Origin of the sequence: Rhizobium sp. Root491 (assembly GCF_001427205.1) — a bacterium.
GTDB lineage: Bacteria > Pseudomonadota > Alphaproteobacteria > Rhizobiales > Rhizobiaceae > Agrobacterium > Agrobacterium tumefaciens.
In genome coordinates, this window is record NZ_LMFF01000020.1 from 135,327 (window position 1) to 155,375 (window position 20,049).

Sequence of the window (20,049 nt, forward strand, 5' to 3'; positions counted from 1 at the left end):
ATTGTTAGAAGCCAGCCGACTTGAGATAGTCACGGCTGAGTTTTACGTCGGCGAGGCTACCGCCCGCGTTGCGCGGATCACGCTCCTGCTCAACGGTGATAAAGCCTTCATAACCAAGCTCATCAAGAAGGGCGCGAATGGCGGGATAATCGATACAGCCCTTGCCAATGGGACACATGACGCCCTGCGCGCAGGCTTCAAAGAAGCGAATGTGCTCACCCATCACGCGGCCGAAGACGGCCCTGTCAATGTCCTTGAAGTGGATGTAGTCGAGACGGTCGGCGTATTTGCGCAGGGTTTGGACAGGGTCCATGCCGGCATACCGGGTATGGCCAGTGTCGAGGCAGAAACCGGCAACCTCCTGGGGTATGTCAACCGCGAGACGGGCAATCTCGTCCTCGAATTCGACGTAACCGCCGGCATGCGGATGAATGGTGGCGCGAACGCCATATTTCTCGCGGGCAAGAGCGGATATCGCCCTGATATTATCCATCATGCCGTTCCATGCCGCGTCATCGAGCCGGGGTGCCCTGTCGGAATGACCCGCCGCATAATCGCGTTCGTCGTGTCCCCAATCCATCACCGTCAGATAAGGTGCGGGAAATCGCTGGCCCGGCGTCTTCGGCGGCGTCGGCAGACGGGTGATCAGAGCGCAAATCTCGTCCGTCTGGCGCAGCAGGCTATCGCGGTTTTCCTCAGCGACAAGATCATTGAAGATCGTTCCGGCGACGATATAGAGCCCTCGACTTGTCAGAGCCTGAGAGACCATGTCGATGTTCAGCGGAACATAACCATAGGGGCCAAGCTCCACTCCCCCATATCCGGCCGCCTTGACTTCATCGAATACCATTTCCCACGGCGGTAGGTTTGGATTGCGCACGTCATCGACGCCCCAGCAGCACGGTGCTGTGGTGACTGTTATACCCATAATATTCTGGTCCTTCCCTGGCGTCGCTCACTTGGTGGGCGACCCTCCCTGACGCAGAGATTTAGCTGGAGATCTCCGATTTACAAAGTTGGAATTTGATGGGATTCAATCAGAAAACCGGGCGGAGAGGTAAATGACTGCACGCAAGATAAGCATTTCGGATGTTGCAAAGGCAGCCGGAGTCTCGACCGCGACGGTGGATCGGGTTCTCAACAACCGTGGCGGCGTGCGTACCGACAAAGAAGACCGCGTTTTGGCCACTGCACGGGCGCTCGGTATTGACCGGGCCCTAGATCGTACCCCTTCACGCGCGCTACGTGTCGCGGTCCTTATCCAACCGCCAGTCAACCCGTTTCACGCGTCTTTGCGCGAGGGTATCGATCTTGCATCGCGAATGTACGCAACACTGAACGTGCAATTCTTCGTCCATCACATCGATCCACGAAAGCCGGCGGCGATCGCCGCAGCCGTCCGCGATTGTCGCTCCTATGATGGCCTCGTCATCACCAGCCCTGACGATATCAGGGTTCGAGAAGCCGTAGCATTCCTATCGCGCAATGTCCCGGTGGTTACTCTGGCGACCGACCTCACAGATTGCGGGCGTGCCGCCTATGTGGGGCCGAACGACAGGCAGGCCGGTCGGGTGGCTGGCGACCTGATGGGCCTTTTCCTCGGACGGCAAGGCGGCCGCGTCGTCGTGGTTGCCGGCTCACGTGATATCACTGGCCATCGCGAACGGGAAGCCGGGTTTCGCAACATCATGACCGAGCGTTATCCTGAATGCAGTCTGGCCGTGGTTCTGGAGACCGGAGAAAATCAAGAGGAAGCTGGCCGTGTCGTAGAGATTGCATTTCGGGATGACCCGGGATTACGAGGCATATATCATCTGTCCGCGGGTGCTTTGCCGATTGTCAGTGCCCTGCAACGCCTTGGCCGAACCGACAATACGGTGGTCATCACCCACGAACTCACGCCCAATCGACGGATGCTGCTAAAATCCAGAAAGATCAACGCGGTTATCGACCAGAGACCCCTTTTGGAAGCACGCCTGGCAGTTGAGACCATCGCAAAGCTCCTCGGTAGAATGCCTGGAGAAGCGGTCTCTATCTCAACGGACATCCAGATCTTTCTCGCAGAGAATGCCTAGCGTGGTGTATCAGATTTTCCTTGTTAAAGCTGGGTATAAGCAGAGCCGCACCGCCTTTGCCGACGACCCCTTGATAGGATCAGAAGAGGCGATCCGTTGTTGCAATTCAGGATTTGATTGAGCTTGAGCCATCAAACCGTTCGCCGATGACCGTTTGAAACTATGTTGATGACTAATTGAAAGTGAAGACGTGACCATTTGAAATCAACGTAGCGACTTCCATAAAGTGCTGTAAGCACAAGGACAACGACCAGATACGAAAACGCCAACAACAAAGACGCCTGGTCGCCAGACTGGCGTTCTTGCAGCGATTGGCCGGTCGATTCGACCGCAAAACCCTTGGGCAGCGAGTTTGCGAGCTTCGGCGACCGGGGCCTTGACTGGTCAAGTGGTGATCAGGCGGCAACCAGCACGATCTTGCCCTGGATGCTACTTTCTGAAGCACGACGATGCGCTGTCGATGCCTCGGCCAGCGGATAGGTGCTGTCGATCACCACCCGTATGGAGCGATCATCGAGCAGACGACCGGCCTCTGCCAATTGCGCACCGTTCGAACGCACCTGTGTCGTTGAGACGGTGATCTTTCGCCGGGCGGCTTCGTCATGGCCTTGAAAACCCAGCGGGTTGACGAGAAACAGGGCGCCGTCCGGCTTAATGCTGGGGAGAAAGCGTTCCATATTCGCGCCGCCGACGGCGTCAAGCACCAGATCAGCATCCTTCACCACTGCTTCGGCAGCCGCCTTCGTATAGTCGATGAAAATATCGGCACCGAGATCATAGAGAAGCGCCTCGTTTTTGCCGGAAGCAACGGCAATCACCCTCGCGCCTTGCCACTTCGCGATCTGGACTGCAAGATGGCCAACGCCGCCGCCGGCGCCGTTCACCAGCACGAGCTTGCCGTCGAGCGGAACCGGGGCATGCTGGAAGGTCTGGAATGGGTTCGGCAAATCATGTCCCAAATCGACCAGAAATTGCCAAGCGGTCAAAAGCGACATGGGCGCACCGGCAGCCTGGATGTGGTCGATCCCGGCGGGCTTCAACGCCAACTCCGATACCGGAACGCGAACATATTCGGCATAGGCGCTGCTTCCCGTCATGAGGTTTTGCGGGAAGCGGACCATCGCATAGACCTCGTCGTTGACCTTGAACTGCGACACGTTTTCACCAACGGCCGCAACCGTGCCGGAAACGTCCGTGCCAAGGATCAGCGGAAAGCTTGGGCTGGGCTGCCATTTCGGCGGGAGAGCCCGATAACCATCGCGCAGATAGAGATCCGGCGGGTTGAGGCTGGCGGCATGGACGCGAACAAGCACGTCGTCCGCCGAGATTTCCGGCCGGGGCGCTTCTTCATAACGAAGAACATCTGGCCCACCGAATTCGTGCAATCGCACAGCTTTCATCATATCAGTCATCACGGCCTCGCTTGAATATTCGTTTTGATGACTGAAGATACGATCATCTCCTTCGCTTGATAATCATCAGATAATTCGCTTTAGTAGTGCCATGAAGGAACAAATCGGAATTGATAGACTGACTGGGTTGATCGCATTCGCTCGGGCCGGCTCGCTCGGAAGCTACACCGCCGCCGCCCGCTCCTTGTCCATCTCACCCTCGGCGGTCAGCAAAAGCATTCAGCGGCTGGAAAAGCAGCTCGGCGTTTCGCTTTTTGCGCGTACGACACGTTCCCTGGCCCTGACGACCGAGGGGCGCGATCTTCATGAGCGTGCGCTCAGGCTGCTGCACGACGCCGAAGATATAGAGCAGGCGGCAAAAGCAGCGCGCACCGAGCCCGCTGGCACTTTACGGATTGCAGCATCGTTGCCTATCGGCCTGCACGTAATAGCGCCGATGCTTCCGCAGTTTCGCAGTCTCCACTCGAGGGTCAATATAGATCTACGTTTGAGCGATCACATGGTTGATCTTATCGAAGGCGGCTACGATGTAGCGGTCCGCATTGGTGATGTGGCAGATTCGCGCCTGCTTTCGCGCCGCCTTCTGCCACATCGGCTATGCTGTTATGCCTCGCCCGAATATCTGGCCGGGCGCAGCCCGCCGACCAGTCCAGACCAATTGGAAGAGCACGAGACTGTCAGCCTGCGCTACCAGAGTAGCGGCCAGCTGTTCCGCTGGCCTTTCCACGTAGGGGACAGGGAGGTGGAGATTGTGCCCACCTCTAGCATTATCGTTGACGCGAGCGAAGCCGTGCTGGCAACGATCGCAGCAGGTGCCGGAATCGGAATGGCAACCAATTTCATGGCCAGCACTTGGGTGAGGCGTGGAGCGCTTATTCCGGTTCTGGCCGATTATGCGGTGGAAAGGCACAACATCACGGCGCTGTGGCCCGAGAGCCGGCGGTCAAACCCGGCCGTCCGCGCTTTCCTCGACACCTTAGTGAAGTTGTCCTGACAATGGCAGCGAATGTCTGCTTCTGGGGCGACGCTGACTAGGCAGCATTTGCCAAAAGCGGCCGTGAGGACAGATAACAACCCGTCGACAAATTCCCCAGATTTCTACAAGCGGCATTAAGCAGCCATGTTATCTAGCTCCAACAGTGCCTCCGTGGGGAGCTCTATCCTGGCCGCGGCGAGGTTTTCTCGCAGATGTCCCCGTGACGATGTGCCAGGGATCAGGAGAATGTTCGGCGATCGCTGGAGAAGCCAGGCAAGCGCAACCTGAATCGGCGTGGCGTTGAGCCGGGCGGCCACGTCAGACAGGGTAGAGGATTGCAGCGGCGAGAAGCCGCCAAGAGGAAAGAACGGCACATAGGCAACCCCTCGGGAGGCGAGTGTGTCGATTAAGGTTTCGTCCTGCCGATGCGCAAGATTGTACTGGTTCTGCACGCAAGCGATGTCGGTGATCTTTCCGGCGTCCTCGATTTGCTTCGCCGTAACGTTAGACAGTCCGATATGCCGGATCAGTCCCTGTTGCTTTAAACCCGCCAGAACTTCAAGAGGCTCGTCCAATGAGCCTTCCGCGGGGCCGTGCACGTCGAACATAGCGCGCAGGTTGACCACATCGAGCACATCGAGTCCGAGATTGCGGAGGTTGTCATGAACGGCCTGTGTCAGCTCCGCGCGCGAGAACGCCGGATACCACGAAGCGTCCGCGCCCCTGCCTGCGCCGACCTTGGTGACGATCACAAGGTCGTTGTCATAGGGATGCAAAGCTTCGCGGATTATCTCGTTTGTAACATGCGGGCCATAGAAATCGCTGGTGTCGATGTGGTTGACGCCGCTTTCCACCGCCTCGCGCAGGACGGCTATGGCCTCCGGACGATTGCTCGGAGGCCCAAAAACGCCCTTGCCTGCAAGCTGCATCGCGCCATAGCCCAGCCGGCGCACCGTATAATCGCCAAGCGTGAAGGTTCCTGAAGTTGCAATAGTGCTCATGGTCCATCTCCTTGTGTTCCTCCAAAATAGACAGGTGGCATATACGCTACAAGAAGCTATAATCTGGACAGGTTGTCCGTAAAGACGGACAATTGTTTTTAACGTTTGGAGAGCAGGGTGTCGGATTTAACGGATCTGAATGCGTTTTTACTGGTGGCTAGATCCAAAGGTTTTCGGCAGGCCGCGCGCGAAAGTGGAGTCAGCTCCTCGGCGTTGAGCGATGCGGTGAAGCGTCTCGAAGAAGACCTTGGGGTAAGACTATTCAATCGCACAACCCGCAGCGTGCTCCTGACGGATGCAGGACGTCTCTTGCTAGAGCGCACCGGACCCGCATTCGCAGAGGTGGCATCGGCACTCGACGAGGTGAAAAGCAGCCGCGGCCGCACCTCGGGGGATCTCAGACTCAATGTTCCGATGAGTGCGGCAAGGCTGGTCCTGCCTCCGATCGTGCCGCCGTTCCTAAAGGCCTATCCCGAAATAAGGCTGGAAATCGTGACCGATGAGAATTTCGTCGACATCATAAAGAGCGGCTGCGACGCAGGCATCCGTTATGACGAACGGCTCGAGCAGGATATGGTGGCGTTGCCGATCGGACCGCGCCAGCAGCGCTACGCCCTTGCCGCATCGCCGGGTTACCTTGCAAGAAGAGGCAAACCGCAACATCCACAAGACCTGCTTTCGCATGATTGTATTTTAGGCCGGTTTTCGGGGCGCGCGCTTCCCTCCTGGGAATTCGAACGCGATGGGGAAGAAATCGCCATAAATCCTAAAGGTAGCCTCGTTGTTCAGTTCGGCGGCGGCACCGATCTTGGTATCGACGCAGCCATTGCCGGTTCTGGCATCATTTATATTTTTGAAGACTGGCTAAGGCCACACTTCGATAGAGGAAACCTGGTACCGGTGATGGAAGAGTGGTGGCTGCGGTTTTCCGGCCCGTTCCTCTATTATTCCGGACGGCGGCTTGTGCCCGCGCCTTTACGCGCATTTATCGATTTCGTGAGACAATCGCACAAAGATGCAGCGAAATCCTTGCAGCCCGGCCCGTGAATTCAAAGTCCTTAGCTCTGTTTCTTGCCGCCGGCATTGGTCGATCCATCGTGCATATCGCGATAACCCGCATCATGCATTGGACTAGAGCGACTATTCAGACATGGGCACGTCTTGCAGTAATCCAGTCCGTTAATCAGATATCGGATGCAACAGATGCGGCGGAGACACTTTGGCTTGCCCTCGTATTGACGGTAGAGGATGGGCCTGAAAAGCGGGTTACGTGAGCCATCTGCCATGTGAGGCGATTCAAGCGGTTCCAGCGCATCGGCCACGCCATGGCCGCAAGAAATGTTTTCAGCGAAAAGATGACGTTCCCGCTGGTGACAACTGGCCGGGAACTCACACCTCATCCCCCGGCAGTGTGGCCTTGCGCTCGATGCCTTTTTCATCGGTGGTAACATTGTCTGCGAGGCCGTAGGTCGCTGGCGACACATAGAAAAAGAATGGTGCAGCGAGGCAGGCGTGCAGATAGGCTTCGACAGGGTCAGCGCGCACAACAGTCGACATGGCCGGAGGCTGGCGGGCAAGCAATGCTCGGGCTTTCGAAAAAAGAATGCCTGTAATCCTTTTCAGAACAGCGGCATGATCCGGCCTTGTCCCCATCAGGTATGGGGGCAGGATGCAGAGCCTGCGAGGTCCTTTCGAGGTCAGACGAATTTCGGTCCGGACGATATCCGACCACCAGCGGTCGTTGTGTTTTTGAAGTGCCATGATCACCCTCCAGCTTCTTGCGAGATGACCCTATCGACAAACCGATCGGACGAATTTAGATATTCCCTCTAATGATCACTAAATACCTCCAGCCACCACTATCCCTGTCCGGTGCCCTCGCCGACCATGATGTCGAAAGCTCTTCATCGCGCGTTCGCGCTGTGAGGATCGACGTGTCTCAGAATGAACGCGAGGCTCCCGAACACCAGCACCGTAAGGGCCAGCTTGTCATGCCGCTGCTGGGAGGCGTGACTTGTCGCGTCCCAAGCGGCATGTGGATGGTTCCGCCTCATTGTGGCGTCTGGGTTCCAGGGGGCATGCTTCACAGCAATGTGGCCACCGCCAACGCACGTTTGTTCTTCCTGTTCATCGAGCCGGGGGCTGCCGATCTGCCGAACCGGTGCTGCACGCTTTCCCTGTCTCCGCTCGTCAGGGAACTGATCATCGAGATGGCCGACCAATCGGCTGCCGCGACTGCTGACTTAGAGCTCATGGAAACGCTGCTTCTGTCGGCATTGTCGCGGATGCCGGTCGAGCATCTTCACCTCCCGCTGACGGACGAGCCCCGGCTTGCACGCATCGCATCCGAGCTGGCAGACGATCCATCCAATCGCAGTACGATGGCGCAATGGGCAAAACGAGTGGCGATGAGTGAGAATTCGCTCGCCCGTCTCGTTCAAAGCGAAACGGGCCTTACCTTCGGCCGCTGGCGACAACAATTGCAGGTGATTGTCGCAATCCGAAGCCTTGCAGCGGGGGCAACGGTGCAGCAGGTTTCGGGGGATCTTGGATATCAATCCGTCTCTGCATTCATAACCATGTTCAAGAAAGCGCTTGGCACATCACCTGCCCGATATCTGGGAAACTTCGACCGCTGAACGTTAGAAGGTACAGCGACACCTGAAAGGAAATCGGCCGGCTGGCGGAGCTTCCTCCCAATGGACACTCTCCTACCGCAATGGTTTTTACGACCCGCCTCCCACGTGCCGCCATGCGCGCATTTCTCGATTACATGAGAAGCTATAACGGTCAAACGAAGGGCGCGCTAGAACGCCTCGACATTGTCGATCAGCTGATCGACCAGCGACTGGACCGCTGCGCTTCTTACCCACGCCACATACGGCGTCAGGATGAAGTTCGGCAAATCAAGCAGACGCATGAGTGGATGATAGTATGCGGCAGCTCCGTGATGACAACGTCGAAGCCAGGCCCGCACAATCGCCGCATTATCGGCGCTGGTTTTTCGAATGACGACCTCTCCAGACGATCACCACAAAAGTTGCTGGGCCGACACCTGCGTTCGGGACGTTTTGCATTTTTTCAATATCCGCCCGCTCAATAACCTCCGGTAAGAAAAATCGTTTCGCCCGTCATGAAACTACATGCCTCCGACGCCAGAAAGACAGCTGCCCCCACCATCTCTTCCGGTCGTCCGGCCCGCCCCATCCAGTTCAGTGCGCTTACATATTCATTCCAGCCCTCCGGATCCTCGACGCGGCGGTGAGCGTTGCGGTCCGTATCGATGAGGCCGGGAGCGAGAGTATTGAGCAACACGTTGTCGCGGGCATAATCTCTAGCCTGACTTTGAATTAAATTGTGCTGTGCGGCCTTCGTCGCCGCATAGGCGGTAACGATGCTTTTGGGCCTTAGCTGATTGACTGATCCTATGGAGACGATCCTGCCCCATTTCCGAGCCGACATTCGCGGCAGTGCCGTCTGTAGCATGTCGACCGTCGAGCCCAGATTGACCGCCAGTTGAAACGCCAGATCACCTGGCGTCAGCGCCGATAGAGTGGCATTGATCTGGGCACTGGCGTTGATAACAAGGATATCGAGTGGTGCGATCGCCTCTGCTCGCTCGATAAGATCCCGACCAGCCCCGACTTCGGAGAGATCGCCTGCCAGATGATCCGCCGTTCCCCCGTGCGTAACAATCCGCTCATGTACAGCCGCTGTAGCGCCCGGCTTGACGCCATGCAGGATGACATGGGCACCTGCCCCAGCCAGCCCTTCTGCAATCGCCGCCCCTATCCCACGGCTTGAACCGGTAACGAGCGCCACGCGGCCCTTCAGGCCAAAGATGTTTTCAAGGTTCATCCTTTATCCTTCGAACAATGAGACGTGCGCACCGGAAACTCCCGGGCGGCAGGAAAACAGACCACCTGACAGAGGCGCGTCGGCGAGTGTCGAGGCCGGCAGGCGAGTGCGGGCGCTGGTGATGAACAGCGTCGACAGATCCGGGCCACCAAAGGCGATGCTGGTGGGACGGGGCACCGGCATCTCAATTACCTGGTCGAGCTTCCCGTTTGGAAGATAACGGCGCACGGACCAGCCATCCCAGATCGCACACCAGACCCCTCCTTCCGCGTCCACCGCAAGACCGTCCGGCCGGCCGTCAGCGACGGGAATGCGTGCGAATTCGCGGCATCCCGACAGCGTTCCGGTCGCGGGATCGCAATCATAGGCGTGGATGAGGCCAGGTACCGTGTCAACAAAGTAGAAGGTTTTCCCATCCGCGCTCCAGCCGAGGCCGTTGGAGACGATGATGCCGCCTTCCTTGCGTTCGAATGCGCCATCGGTGCTGATACGATAAAGCGCACCCGTGGGCTTGGAGGCGTCAATCCTCATCGATCCCACCCATATCGCACCGTCAGGCCCGCATTTGGCATCATTCAAGCGGTTGTCGACGATGCCTGCCTCCGGGCTGACGAAGGGTGTGAGGCGACCTGATGCAAAATCCAGCCATTCGATCCCATCCTGAGACGCCACCAGCAGACGCCCACCGCGAACCGGAATGACCGCGCTGACCAACTTCCCGGTCTCGCAGGTTTCGTTCCGGCCACTTGCTGGATCAAACCGGTGGACAGCGGGATGAAGAATATCGACCCAGTAGAGCGTATTTTCGCCATCGTGCCACACTGGACTCTCGCCAAGCTGTGCGCCCCACGGCAAGACGCAACTCAGCTCGGCACTCGGACGGCCGGTGACAGACCGGGGCCTGGGCCTGGAACTAATGGCGACAGCTCCAGCCGCACCCGTGATACGGCGGGCGGCAGCAATCAATTCGCGCCCGGCTGGATGGATATTTGAGGAACTGAGCCGCGATGATGGGCCAAGCGCAACAAGCACGCCGATCGGCGTATTGTCGCGACCCATGACAGGCGCGGCTGCCGAATTTACACCTGGCAAGTGCTCCTCATAAGAAATCGAATAACCACGTGCCCGGGTCAACGTCAGGTCGGCCTGGAGCGCATCGAGCGTGGTGATGGTTTTCGGGGTCTGCACATCCAGCGTCAGACGGTCCAAGAGGGCGCGGCCGACGGCGGGGTCCTGAAAGGCGAGCAGTGCCTTGCCGGGTGCTGTGCAATGCAGGGGGACGCGGCGCCCCACCTCGACGCGCACAGAAAGGCCATTCGGCGAACGTTCGGCCAGATATTGCGTCATCGTGCCGTCAAGCCGGCACAGCGCAACCGTTTCCCCCAGTTCGGCCGCCAGCCGCTCGAGTTCCGGGGTTGCCGCCGAGACGAGATCGAAACTCTCCCAGACCCTATGGGACATTTCCAGAAAACGCTGGCCCAAAACATAAGTGCCCCGGGCCGCATCCTGACGGACGAGACCATAGGCGATAAGGGTGCGCAGGATGCGTGCAAAGGTGGGCTTCGGCAGGCCGGAGGCGCGCAACAACTCGGCAAAACGTAGCGGTTCCGGCGCGTCGGCAACCATATCGAGCAGGGTTAGCCCCTTGGCCAGCGCCGCCGTGCCGCCCGGGGTCTCGGGCTTCATCGCCTCTGCTCCTTCGCGAGTCGCCCCAGCCTTGCGGCCGCCGCTTCGTCCAGCATCCGGTCCATCGTCCATTCTGCTTCAAACCCCAAAGTGTTTCTGATCCGCTCGTTGGACGTATGGTAATAAACGCCGTCGCCGGGAAAATCGACTGTCACGATGGGAAGGCCGGTCAGCGCCGCAATCTTCGGCAGAAGCACGGCGAAATCGGCGGGTTCATCCGCGCCGAGATTGAAGATGCCGCCCGCCGCCTCGGGGTGATCGAGAGCGAGCAGAATTCCTGCCACCATATCTCGTGTCTCGGTTATATGCATGCGGAACGGCCGGCCGTTTTCGTTGCGCGCCAGAATGTGCGCGGGTTCGTCGATATCGCGAGACTGGAGCAATTCGGCGATGACGGTGTTTCCGAAATTCTGCTGCTGACGGATGCGCGGCCGCAGGAAAAACCGGGGACCGGAAAAGAAACTCTCTTCGTCCAGCAGTTCCGCCGCATCCTGCGTATGCGAAAACCGCAGGATCACCGTTTCCATGGTGCCGCTTCGCTGGTGAAAGCGCACCAGCTCTTCGCCCAAAAGCTTGGTCAGGCCATAGGGCGAATTGGGGCAAAGCGGATGATCCTCGGTGACCGGCAGGAATTCCGGTCGGTTTTCCGGATAGACCTCGCCTGAGGAAGCGAACACGAAACGCCGCAGGCCAGATGCTGAAGCGGCATCCAGAAGCCGGCGCGTACCCTCGACATTGACAGCGAACATACGATCGCGATCCGCCGGAGCCCAGGACATGAAGGCTCCCAGATGCAGGACGGCGCTCACGCCCTTGATAGCTTCGGACAGTGCCTGCGCATCCTCCAGCGACCCGACGACTTCCTCGCCGCCGGTTCCCGATGGCCTGAGATCAAAACCGCGAACGGTGCGGCCCTGTGCGCGCAAGGTGGCGACAGCGGCACGACCGACACGGCCCGCCGATCCGGTGACGAGGATCATAGCCGTTCTCCGGTCTTTGCATCGAAGAGATAAAGCTTGGCCGGATCGAACCCGAGCCGGAGTGCCTCGTTTCCAGGAAGATTGCCGGTATGCGAGACGCGCGCGATCAGACCCTTGGACTTGCCCTCCTCGCCATCGGCCACCCTTGCGCCTTCCGCGTCGAAATAGACGTATTTTTCGGATCCGAGGCTTTCCACCAGCGTCGGGTGAACATCGAAGGTGACAGGAGCATCGCCGAGAACGAGATGTTCCGGCCGCAGACCGACGATCACGCTGCCTTGGCGATCAGCCGCGCCCGGCACGGAAACATGTTGTCCAAACAGGGTAACAGTGCCGTCACGCAGTTGCGCATTGAGGAAGTTCATGCCCGGCGAGCCGATGAAACCGGCAACGAAAAGATTGGCCGGGTTGTTGAACAGCTCGTCCGGTGCGGCAATCTGCTGGATGATGCCGCCCTGCATGATCACTACCCGGTCCGCCATGGTCATGGCTTCGACCTGGTCATGGGTCACGTAAACGGTAGTGACCCCGATGCGTTTGTGCAAAGCGCCGATTTCGGCACGCATATGGACACGCAGCTTGGCATCGAGGTTGGACAGCGGCTCGTCCATGAGGAAGGCTTGCGGCTGGCGCACGATGGCGCGACCAAGCGCGACGCGCTGCCGCTGACCGCCTGACAGATCCTTGGGCTTACGATCCAGATAGGGCGTCACTTCCAGAATGCGCGCCGCATCGTCGACCCGGCGGTCAATCTCATGCCGGTCCGTGCCGCGCATCTTCAGCCCGAAGCCGATGTTCTGGCGAACCGTCAGATGCGGATAGAGCGCATAATTCTGAAACACCATGGCTATATCGCGGTCCCCGGGCGCCAGATCCGTGACTTCATTGTCGCCGATGAAGATCTGCCCTTCGCTTGCCGGTTCGAGACCAGCAAGGATTTTCAACATCGTCGACTTGCCGCAACCGGAAGGTCCGACCAGCACCACGAACTCGCCGTTCTCGATCTCAAGCGAAAAGGGCCTGAGCACGTTGAGCGCGCCATAGGACTTGCTGACGTTGCGAATGGAAATATTGGCCATGCTTATTTCTCCGCGCCAGCGGTCAAACCGCCGACCAAATAACGTTCAAGGAACAGATAGATTGCGATGATCGGCAGCGCGATGAACACCGATGCGGCGGAGATGTCGTTCCAATAGGTGACATATTCGCCCTGCATCGTGGTGATGCCGAGATTGGCGGTCCAGTTGTCCGGCGAGTTGACCAGAAAGGTGCGCGCATAGGCGTAATCGGCCCAGCTGAGCACAAAGGCGTAAAGCGCGGTGGCGGCAAGCCCCGGTGTTGCGATGGGAAGCACGACACGCACCATGGCGCCGATCGGCGAGCAGCCGTCGACCATGGCAGCCTGTTCCAGTTCCTTCGGGATCGTGTCGAAATAACCCTTCAGCATCCAGGTTGCGAAGGGAATGATCATGGTCGAATGTGCAAGCACAAGCGTCCATAGACTACCGATCAAACCGAAGCTCGAAAAGATCGAAAATAGCGGGATAACGAGTAGCGTGGCGGGCAGCATCTTGGCTGTGAGAACGAACATTCCCATGGTAGCGCCGCCCCGCATCGAATAGCGGGACAGGGCGTATCCGGCGCTGACCGAAACCAGCATCGACAGCGCAACCGAGCCGACAGCGGCAAGCATCGAATTCCACAGCCACAGAAGGATCGGTTTTGCCGCCCAGACACGGGCAAAAATGTCCCATTGCGGATCGTCCGGCCAGAAAGTCGGTGGCAGGCGGTAGAGTTCGTCGGTGGTGGAAAGGGCGGTAACCAGCAGCCAGTAGACCGGGAACAGGATCATCACCAGCGTAAAGATCACAGTCGCGTAGAGGGCAAGGCTCTGTGCAAAGCTACGTTTCATCAAAGCCTCCTCAGTAGATTGATTTCGAGCGCCGGCCGAGCATCAGCAGGCTGGCAATGATGCAGATCACCAGCGTCAGCACGCCGACGGCGGCGGCGCGACCGAAGTTGTGATACTGGAAGGCCTGGTCGTAGGTCATGATCGATAGCGTCTGGGTTGAACGCAGCGGGCCGCCACCGGTCAGAACCTTGATGATGGAAAAGTCGCGGAACACCCAAAGCAGGGTCAGCACCAGCGTGACCCCGAGAACCGGCATCAGCAAAGGCATGGTGATCCAGCGGAAACGCTGCCAGACGCTGGCGCCATCTACCTTGGCGGCGGCGTAATAATCGGTGGGAATGGACTGCAGACCGGCCAGACACATGATCGACACGAAAGGAAAGCCCTTCCACACCATGGTGATGGCAACGGCCCAGAAGGCGGCCGTGGAACTGCTGACCCAGGGGATCATCTGGTCGGTGAAACCAAGCTTGATCGCCAGCCAGCCGAACAGGCCGAAGGAGGTGTCGAACATCCACGCAAAGATGACGACCGCGATGATTTCCGGCACCGCCCAGGGCAGCGCCATTCCCAGCCGCGCGACGGTGCGACCCTTGAAACGGTTGTTGGCCAGAAGCGCCGTGCTGAGGCCGACTGCGACGCTGCCGGCGGTTACGACGATAACCAGCTTTAGCGTCACCCAGCAGGCCAGCCAGAATTCCGGCGAGGAGAACAACCATGTGTAATTGCTTAGCGAAAACGGCCGGCTGGCACCGCCAAGCCGTGGTATCTTGACCTGCTGGAACGACAGGTCGATGGCCAAAACGAGCGGCCAGACGATGATGGCGGCAACCATCAGGACTGCGGGCGCAATCAGAATATAGCCGAGGAGATGTTGCCGGCTGGGGCGCGCAAGATCGAAGAACTTGCGACGCCCAGCCCGAACGGGTTCGGTCATGGATGGTCCTCCTGCCGGATGCGGATGATGGCCATGGCCCTTTCCGGGCCATGGCAAGACAACGGGATCAACCCTTGATGGCTTCGGCCTTTGCCTGCATGGTTTCCGCCACCGCCGCCGGATCGAGATCCTGAATGATCATCCGCTGGCTTTCTTCCATCACCATCTTGCTGAACTCGTTGTAGAAGAGCTCAAGTCCGGTCGGAATGCGGTCGATCCCCGCCTCGGACGCGGCCTTCATCGTCTCGATCAGCACCGGAAAATGCGGGATGGTCTTTTCAACACCCGAGACGTCGGCCTTCGGGCTTGGCGGGGTGTTGCCTCCAAGGGTGGCATAGCTACGCTGGAATTCCGGTGACATCGTCAGCTTGATGAAATCCCAGACCAATGCCTTCTGGTCGTCGGGAATATCGGCCGGCATGGCGAGTACATTGGACGAACCGCCAAGCGGCGGATGAAGCGGCGGGGCGGCGTAAACGATATCAGCCTTGGCCGAACCCTTTTCGGTCGTACCGTAAAGCCAGGGCCCATCAAGCCGCATCGCCATCTTGCCATCGGCAAACAGCTTGCGCACGTCGCTGGCGCTCATGTCGACCGGGCTGATCCCGCTCTTCATCACGGTTTTCCAGCGTGAAAGACCCTCCACCATCTGCGGCGTATCGATGGTGATATTGCCGTCCTTGTCGGTCCAGTAGGCGCCAGCGTCGAGGATGTAGTTCAGCATCTCCGTCAGATATTGACCCGGACCGCCTTTCGTTTCATGGCCTGTGCCGAACTGGTCGATAATGCCGTCGCCGTTCAAATCCTTGGTCGTCGCTTTTGCCGCGGCCAGAAACTCGTCATAGGTCTTCGGAACCGCGACGCCCGCTTCTTCGAGAAGCTTCTTGTTGTAGGCCATGACGAAACCGAAATAGTTGGTCATGATGCAGACGGTTTCGCCATTCCATTCGCATTTCTGCTGGCCGGCCCAGCCCGTCATGTCGATGCCGTCCTTCTTCAGCCACGGGTCGAGCGGCTCGAGCCAGCCGCTATCGGCAAACATTTGAAACTCGAAGGAAGCGAGATGCACGATCTGCGGCGGCTGGTTGGCCGCAAAAAGCGTCGTCATCGTGTCGGCATAGGAGCTGCGCTCGGCCTTGGTGAATTCGATCTTCACGCCCGGATGCTGTTTTTCGAAGGCGGCAATGGCCGAATGCCACCATTCGCCTGTGCCGGCATCGTCCGTCTGCCAGGAAATGAATTTCAGAACGGTATCGGCCCTGGCCGGGGCAAGGCTGCCCATTGTCATCAAAACGGCGGTCGCGGTGCCGAGCGCCAATCGGCTTATTGTTTTGTTCATGGCTTCCTCCTCCAAAAAACCAGTTCAGATACGTTCAATCAGACCGAGTGCCGCCTCCGACGGCCTTACCCCAAGTCCGGGTCCGGACGGCAGGTGATACCTGCCCTCCCGGCAATCCATGTCGCCTTCCAGCAGGTGACGGTTCGGCTCGAAGATCGAATGCTGGAATTCGTGACCTTTGAGCGTTGGCAATGTCGACGACGCCTGCAGGCTGGCGGCAAGAAATATGCCGGCGCCAACGGTGGCGTGCGGGATGACATCGATGCCGTGCTCGGAAGCAAGAGCACCGATACGGATGAAATTGGTGATACCCTTATGGCCCATTTCCGGCTGGACGATCGCAATGCGGCAGCGCTCGACGCGGGCGCGCATATCCCAATGGGTGCGCCATTCCTCACCAACTGCAATCGGCACTTCGGTATTCTTCGAAACCTTCTCCAGACCGGCAATGTCCTCCGTCCAGACCGGAGCCTCTGCGAACCAAGGGTCGAAGGGCTGCATTTCGGCAATCAGTTCCAGCGCCTGTTCCGGCGTCTGGTTCCAGTGCATGTCGGCGGCGATCTTTGCATCGGGTCCAAGCACCTTCCGGAGATTCGCCATTTCGGCCGCCGGGCCATCGTCTGCCACCGGCGTTGCGAACTTGAAGGCGTTGAAACCGCGGTCCTGCCAGTATTTCGCCAATTCCCCGCGGGCCTTGAGCGTCTTTTCAGGCAGGCCTGAAACATAGGCCGGAAACGTATCCACGCCGCCGCCGAGCAGGTCGCGAACGGACTTGCCGGCTTCCTGTCCGGCAATATCCCATAGCGCAATATCGAGCGCGGCGAGCGCATCCACGTAGAAGCCGCCGGTATAACCGCGCACCCGCATCATGTCGTAAAGGTCGTCATAGATCGCCGAAGGGTTCGAAGCATCGCGGCCGATCACGAAACCGGCGAGAAGATCGTTGATGAGAGCGCCGACCGCGCCGGGGGCGACGATACCATAGGTCTCACCCCAACCAACAACACCGGCCTCGGTCGTCATGCGCACCAGCACGCTGCGGTCGAAGGTCGGGTAAACCGTGCGATTTCCCTTGCGCACGATATAGCCGTTGGGATTGACCACCTCACCTTCACGCAAGGCGCCGAGATAAGGCACCTTGCGCGGCTGGGTCAGGGTGAAGACTTCGACGCTTGCGATGGGCCTGTTCATGCGGCCTCCACGGCAACGAGGCCAAGTTCGACCAGATTGGCGTCGATATCGGCAATGGCCGCCGCATCAAGCTCGGGTGTCGGCGCACGCACACCGACGCCTTCGATCACGCCGCGACGGGCCAACACATATTTGGTCAGCCGCATGCGATAGACCGCCTGCAGCACCAGAAGAGGCAGGGTGCGCACATAAATCCGACGAGCCTCCTCCTGCCGCCCCGCAACAAGCGCACGGTCGATGGCAACATGTTCCTCGGCGATCTCCAGCGCCGGCATTGCCGCCGTAGCACCTCGGGCATATTCGTCGAGAATGTAACGCGCGCCGCCCCCACCGATGACGCCCTTCAATGTCGAAGGCGCATGGGCGACGATGTGGCTGATGGCCGGGCCGGCAGGAAGCGTCTCTTCCTTGACATAGGTCACCTGCGGCAACGCCCGCACGATCTCCACGATCGCCTGCGGCGAAAGGTCGGAGCCGCGCGGCGCGGGCGCGTTCTGCAGAATGATTTCAACTTCGGGCAGCGCCTCGAGGATCCTGCCGAGGAATTCGATCAGCGCCGGCGCATCCGTGCCGACCGACTTGGGCACCTGCACCATCAGGTGGCGGATGCCAAGCGCCGATGCCGCCCGCCCGTGCTCAACCACATCACGCCAGTCGGCCGCACTTGCCCCGGCCACGACCGGCACCCGCCCGGCCACCACATCGACGACAATTTTCAGCAACGCCGCACGCTCGGCGGCATTCAAAGTCTCCACCTCGCTGGCGAAACCGGGAAACACGACACCATCGACGCCCTTGTCGAGCGCAAAGACCACCAGTCGCTTCATACCCGCTTCGTCAATGCCGCCATCAGCCAGAAACGGCGTAGGCAGAACAGGCAAAATCCCCTTAAGGCCAGCCACCATCTTTCTCCTCCCGATTAAGTATCATATTTTGATACCTTGAATTCACTAATTGACACTATATAGACTTGCGACCTATGACAAGCCCCAAGATGAAATGAACGAGGAGGTTCAAGACATGGCAGCACCGGCGACATCGATCATCGTTGATTGGGGAACGACATCATTGAGGGCGGCGCTCGTTGATGAAGGCGGCGAAGAACTCGACCATCTGGAAACCGCCGACGGTATTTCGAGCCTTGGTGAGGGTGACCACGAGGCGGCGCTGATGGATGCACTCTCACCCTGGTTCTCAAGCCATGGGGCACTGCCCGTCGCCGCACTCGGAATGATCACCAGCCGCAACGGCTGGGTCGAGGTCGCTTATGTGCCGTGCCCGGCCGGCCCGGCGGAACTTGCCGCCGGCACGGTGCGCAGTTCGCTGCCGAACGGGTCCGATCTCGTCTTCCTGCCCGGTCTGACCGACCCCGCCCGCCAGCCCTTCCCGGACGTGATGCGTGGCGAAGAAACCCAGATCGTCGGCCACGGCCTAGGCGAAGACGCCACCCTCATCATCCCTGGAACACACAGCAAATGGGCGCGGGTGAAGGCGAAACGGATCGATGGCTTCCAGACATTCGTCACTGGTGAAATCTTCAACCTGCTTATCAATCACTCCTTCATCGCGCGCGGTTCCACGCAGCCGCCGGTCGATGATCAGGAGGCCTATCGCTGGGGTCTGACAGAGGCAAAACGATCGGCCGCCATGCTGTCGCTGCTGTTTTCGGCGCGAACCGGCGGGCTTGCGGGCCGGCTTTCGCCGGATCAGTTGCGATCCTATGTGCGAGGACTGGTCATCGGGCAGGAGTTTCGGCAAGCCCGCGAGGCCGGATGGTATGCGGAAGGAGACGAGGCAGCTATCGTCGGCAATGACGGGCTGAACGATCTCTATCTGGTTGCCGCCGATGTGTTCGGGCTCAAGACATCCATGGGTGCGGATGACGCCCTCACAAAAGGCGCTCTGACTGTCCTGCAGCAAGCGCTTTTATAACCCTTGCCGATCGCCGGTTGCCGAAATGGCGGCATCCGGCTTTCAAGACAATCTTTAGGGCCAATCATGTACGACTTCCCAGCCAATATCGGCACCAGCCGCCACGAAAATGATATCATTGCCGTTCTGGCCCGCATTCAGCGCATCGGCCTTCCAGACAATCCGATCGCCTTGTATGGCTCATCCTCGTTTCGAATCTGGAGCTCCGTCACCGAGGATCTCGGCTCGCTGGATATCGTCAATCTGGGATTTGGCGGTGGCACTTACCTCTCTGCCAGCCACTACCTCGACCGGCTCCTGGTTCCCTTGAAGCCAGGTAGAGTGGTGCTTTATTTCGGCGAAAACGATATTGCCAGCGACGGCCTCAAGGCGCAGACGACGCTTGGGCACCTGCGGGATTTGCGCGATCGCATCTCTCGAGCGCTACCGCAGGCGGACGTCTTTGTTCTGGCGATCAAGCACAGTCCGGCGCGCTGGATATACCGCCATGAATTCGATCTCTTCAACCAGACGGCGCGCGACTGGTGCAACGGCCGCGAACACACGACATGGCTTGATCCGAACGCCGGCCTCATTGGTGAAAATGGCCTGCCGATGTTCCGTTATTATTTACCCGATCTGGTTCACCTGAATGCGGCAGGCTACGCGGTCTGGTCGGAAGCACTTAGAAAAAAGTTAGGTCTGTTGAACTGAGACAAGCGGTATCTTTATCTTTGGCTCTTGAAAGGAGCCGAACTGTCCCCAGCATTG

At 59.0% G+C, this 20,049-nt stretch carries 19 protein-coding genes; 6 read left to right on the plus strand and 13 right to left on the minus strand.

Annotation, left to right across the window (positions count from 1 at the left end; all coding sequences use genetic code 11):
* Positions 1–4 precede the first annotated feature (4 nt).
* Positions 5–928, minus strand: coding sequence for a sugar phosphate isomerase/epimerase family protein (locus tag ASD46_RS25850; RefSeq protein ID WP_060643009.1), 924 nt, complete (start codon positions 926–928; stop codon positions 5–7).
* Positions 929–1,061: 133 nt separating this feature from the next.
* On the opposite strand from ASD46_RS25850, the gene ASD46_RS25855 reads away from it, so the two are divergent.
* Entirely contained in the window at positions 1,062–2,075 is a 1,014-nt protein-coding gene (locus ASD46_RS25855) for a LacI family DNA-binding transcriptional regulator (RefSeq protein WP_060643010.1), read from the plus strand.
* A gap of 395 nt (positions 2,076–2,470) precedes the next feature.
* Here the strand turns inward: ASD46_RS25855 and ASD46_RS25860 are convergent, their stop codons facing one another.
* Positions 2,471–3,487: an NADP-dependent oxidoreductase gene (locus ASD46_RS25860; RefSeq protein ID WP_060643011.1), complete on the minus strand. Its 1,017-nt coding sequence runs from the start codon at positions 3,485–3,487 to the stop codon at positions 2,471–2,473.
* A 91-nt stretch (positions 3,488–3,578) separates the two neighbouring features.
* Between ASD46_RS25860 and ASD46_RS25865 the strand changes: the two genes are divergently transcribed.
* Positions 3,579–4,481: a LysR family transcriptional regulator gene (locus ASD46_RS25865; protein WP_082546276.1), complete on the plus strand. Its 903-nt coding sequence runs from the start codon at positions 3,579–3,581 to the stop codon at positions 4,479–4,481.
* A gap of 116 nt (positions 4,482–4,597) precedes the next feature.
* Here ASD46_RS25865 and ASD46_RS25870 read toward each other — a convergent pair whose 3' ends face one another.
* Positions 4,598–5,464: an aldo/keto reductase family oxidoreductase gene (locus ASD46_RS25870; RefSeq protein ID WP_060643012.1), complete on the minus strand. Its 867-nt coding sequence runs from the start codon at positions 5,462–5,464 to the stop codon at positions 4,598–4,600.
* Positions 5,465–5,581: 117 nt separating this feature from the next.
* On the opposite strand from ASD46_RS25870, the gene ASD46_RS25875 reads away from it, so the two are divergent.
* Positions 5,582–6,511, plus strand: a complete 930-nt coding sequence (locus ASD46_RS25875) for a LysR family transcriptional regulator (RefSeq protein ID WP_060643013.1) — start codon at positions 5,582–5,584, stop codon at positions 6,509–6,511.
* A gap of 342 nt (positions 6,512–6,853) precedes the next feature.
* On the opposite strand, the gene ASD46_RS25880 is transcribed toward ASD46_RS25875, so the two are convergent.
* The gene (locus ASD46_RS25880; protein ID WP_060643014.1) at positions 6,854–7,225 is read right to left on the minus strand and encodes a hypothetical protein; all 372 of its coding nucleotides are present in this window, start codon (positions 7,223–7,225) and stop codon (positions 6,854–6,856) included.
* 71 nt (positions 7,226–7,296) lie between these two features.
* Here ASD46_RS25880 and ASD46_RS25885 point away from each other — a divergent pair, with 71 nt between their 5' ends.
* Positions 7,297–8,103: an AraC family transcriptional regulator gene (locus ASD46_RS25885; RefSeq protein ID WP_051376976.1), complete on the plus strand. Its 807-nt coding sequence runs from the start codon at positions 7,297–7,299 to the stop codon at positions 8,101–8,103.
* Positions 8,104–8,560: 457 nt separating this feature from the next.
* On the opposite strand, the gene ASD46_RS25890 is transcribed toward ASD46_RS25885, so the two are convergent.
* The 9 genes from ASD46_RS25890 to ASD46_RS25930 all read right to left on the minus strand — a co-directional run bounded on the left by ASD46_RS25890 (position 8,561) and on the right by ASD46_RS25930 (position 18,272).
* On the minus strand, positions 8,561–9,322 hold the full coding sequence (locus ASD46_RS25890) for an SDR family NAD(P)-dependent oxidoreductase (protein ID WP_060643015.1): 762 nt from the start codon (positions 9,320–9,322) through the stop codon (positions 8,561–8,563).
* A gap of 3 nt (positions 9,323–9,325) precedes the next feature.
* Complete coding sequence (locus ASD46_RS25895) at positions 9,326–11,008, minus strand: SMP-30/gluconolactonase/LRE family protein (protein ID WP_060643016.1); 1,683 nt, start codon at positions 11,006–11,008, stop codon at positions 9,326–9,328.
* Positions 11,005–11,988: an NAD-dependent epimerase/dehydratase family protein gene (locus tag ASD46_RS25900; protein ID WP_060643017.1), complete on the minus strand. Its 984-nt coding sequence runs from the start codon at positions 11,986–11,988 to the stop codon at positions 11,005–11,007. Before ASD46_RS25900 ends, ASD46_RS25895 begins: the two co-directional genes overlap by 4 nt.
* Positions 11,985–13,067 carry an ABC transporter ATP-binding protein gene (locus ASD46_RS25905; protein WP_013637454.1) on the minus strand — a complete coding sequence of 361 codons (1,083 nt, stop codon included), beginning with the start codon at positions 13,065–13,067 and terminating at the stop codon, positions 11,985–11,987. The genes ASD46_RS25900 and ASD46_RS25905 overlap by 4 nt, the downstream gene beginning before the upstream one ends.
* A gap of 2 nt (positions 13,068–13,069) precedes the next feature.
* The gene (locus ASD46_RS25910) at positions 13,070–13,900 is read right to left on the minus strand and encodes a carbohydrate ABC transporter permease (protein WP_003492168.1); all 831 of its coding nucleotides are present in this window, start codon (positions 13,898–13,900) and stop codon (positions 13,070–13,072) included.
* A 10-nt stretch (positions 13,901–13,910) separates the two neighbouring features.
* Entirely contained in the window at positions 13,911–14,837 is a 927-nt protein-coding gene (locus ASD46_RS25915) for a carbohydrate ABC transporter permease (protein ID WP_013637453.1), read from the minus strand.
* 67 nt (positions 14,838–14,904) lie between these two features.
* A complete protein-coding gene (locus tag ASD46_RS25920; RefSeq protein ID WP_060643018.1) occupies positions 14,905–16,176 on the minus strand; it encodes an ABC transporter substrate-binding protein in 1,272 nt (423 codons plus the stop codon).
* A gap of 24 nt (positions 16,177–16,200) precedes the next feature.
* Entirely contained in the window at positions 16,201–17,367 is a 1,167-nt protein-coding gene (locus ASD46_RS25925) for a mandelate racemase/muconate lactonizing enzyme family protein (protein ID WP_060643019.1), read from the minus strand.
* Complete coding sequence (locus ASD46_RS25930; RefSeq protein ID WP_060643020.1) at positions 17,364–18,272, minus strand: dihydrodipicolinate synthase family protein; 909 nt, start codon at positions 18,270–18,272, stop codon at positions 17,364–17,366. Before ASD46_RS25930 ends, ASD46_RS25925 begins: the two co-directional genes overlap by 4 nt.
* Positions 18,273–18,387: 115 nt before the next feature.
* Here ASD46_RS25930 and ASD46_RS25935 point away from each other — a divergent pair, with 115 nt between their 5' ends.
* Positions 18,388–19,299, plus strand: coding sequence for a 2-dehydro-3-deoxygalactonokinase (locus ASD46_RS25935; protein ID WP_060643021.1), 912 nt, complete (start codon positions 18,388–18,390; stop codon positions 19,297–19,299).
* Positions 19,300–19,365: 66 nt separating this feature from the next.
* The gene (locus ASD46_RS25940) at positions 19,366–19,992 is read left to right on the plus strand and encodes a GDSL-type esterase/lipase family protein (RefSeq protein WP_003517168.1); all 627 of its coding nucleotides are present in this window, start codon (positions 19,366–19,368) and stop codon (positions 19,990–19,992) included.
* The last annotated feature ends 57 nt before the right edge of the window (positions 19,993–20,049 follow it).

What these genes read in the sequence shown, in the direction of transcription:
- ASD46_RS25920 (WP_060643018.1), bottom strand. Translation starts at nt 16,176, where the DNA reads ATGAACAAAACAATAAGCCGATTGGCGCTCGGCACCGCGACCGCCGTT.
- ASD46_RS25915 (WP_013637453.1), bottom strand. Translation starts at nt 14,837, where the DNA reads ATGACCGAACCCGTTCGGGCTGGGCGTCGCAAGTTCTTCGATCTTGCG.
- ASD46_RS25900 (WP_060643017.1), bottom strand. Translation starts at nt 11,988, where the DNA reads ATGATCCTCGTCACCGGATCGGCGGGCCGTGTCGGTCGTGCCGCTGTC.
- ASD46_RS25865 (WP_082546276.1), top strand. Translation starts at nt 3,579, where the DNA reads ATGAAGGAACAAATCGGAATTGATAGACTGACTGGGTTGATCGCATTC.
- ASD46_RS25930 (WP_060643020.1), bottom strand. Translation starts at nt 18,272, where the DNA reads ATGGTGGCTGGCCTTAAGGGGATTTTGCCTGTTCTGCCTACGCCGTTT.
- ASD46_RS25935 (WP_060643021.1), top strand. Translation starts at nt 18,388, where the DNA reads ATGGCAGCACCGGCGACATCGATCATCGTTGATTGGGGAACGACATCA.
- ASD46_RS25885 (WP_051376976.1), top strand. Translation starts at nt 7,297, where the DNA reads ATGATCACTAAATACCTCCAGCCACCACTATCCCTGTCCGGTGCCCTC.
- ASD46_RS25850 (WP_060643009.1), bottom strand. Translation starts at nt 928, where the DNA reads ATGGGTATAACAGTCACCACAGCACCGTGCTGCTGGGGCGTCGATGAC.
- ASD46_RS25860 (WP_060643011.1), bottom strand. Translation starts at nt 3,487, where the DNA reads ATGACTGATATGATGAAAGCTGTGCGATTGCACGAATTCGGTGGGCCA.
- ASD46_RS25905 (WP_013637454.1), bottom strand. Translation starts at nt 13,067, where the DNA reads ATGGCCAATATTTCCATTCGCAACGTCAGCAAGTCCTATGGCGCGCTC.
- ASD46_RS25880 (WP_060643014.1), bottom strand. Translation starts at nt 7,225, where the DNA reads ATGGCACTTCAAAAACACAACGACCGCTGGTGGTCGGATATCGTCCGG.
- ASD46_RS25895 (WP_060643016.1), bottom strand. Translation starts at nt 11,008, where the DNA reads ATGAAGCCCGAGACCCCGGGCGGCACGGCGGCGCTGGCCAAGGGGCTA.
- ASD46_RS25910 (WP_003492168.1), bottom strand. Translation starts at nt 13,900, where the DNA reads ATGAAACGTAGCTTTGCACAGAGCCTTGCCCTCTACGCGACTGTGATC.
- ASD46_RS25855 (WP_060643010.1), top strand. Translation starts at nt 1,062, where the DNA reads ATGACTGCACGCAAGATAAGCATTTCGGATGTTGCAAAGGCAGCCGGA.
- ASD46_RS25870 (WP_060643012.1), bottom strand. Translation starts at nt 5,464, where the DNA reads ATGAGCACTATTGCAACTTCAGGAACCTTCACGCTTGGCGATTATACG.
- ASD46_RS25940 (WP_003517168.1), top strand. Translation starts at nt 19,366, where the DNA reads ATGTACGACTTCCCAGCCAATATCGGCACCAGCCGCCACGAAAATGAT.
- ASD46_RS25890 (WP_060643015.1), bottom strand. Translation starts at nt 9,322, where the DNA reads ATGAACCTTGAAAACATCTTTGGCCTGAAGGGCCGCGTGGCGCTCGTT.
- ASD46_RS25925 (WP_060643019.1), bottom strand. Translation starts at nt 17,367, where the DNA reads ATGAACAGGCCCATCGCAAGCGTCGAAGTCTTCACCCTGACCCAGCCG.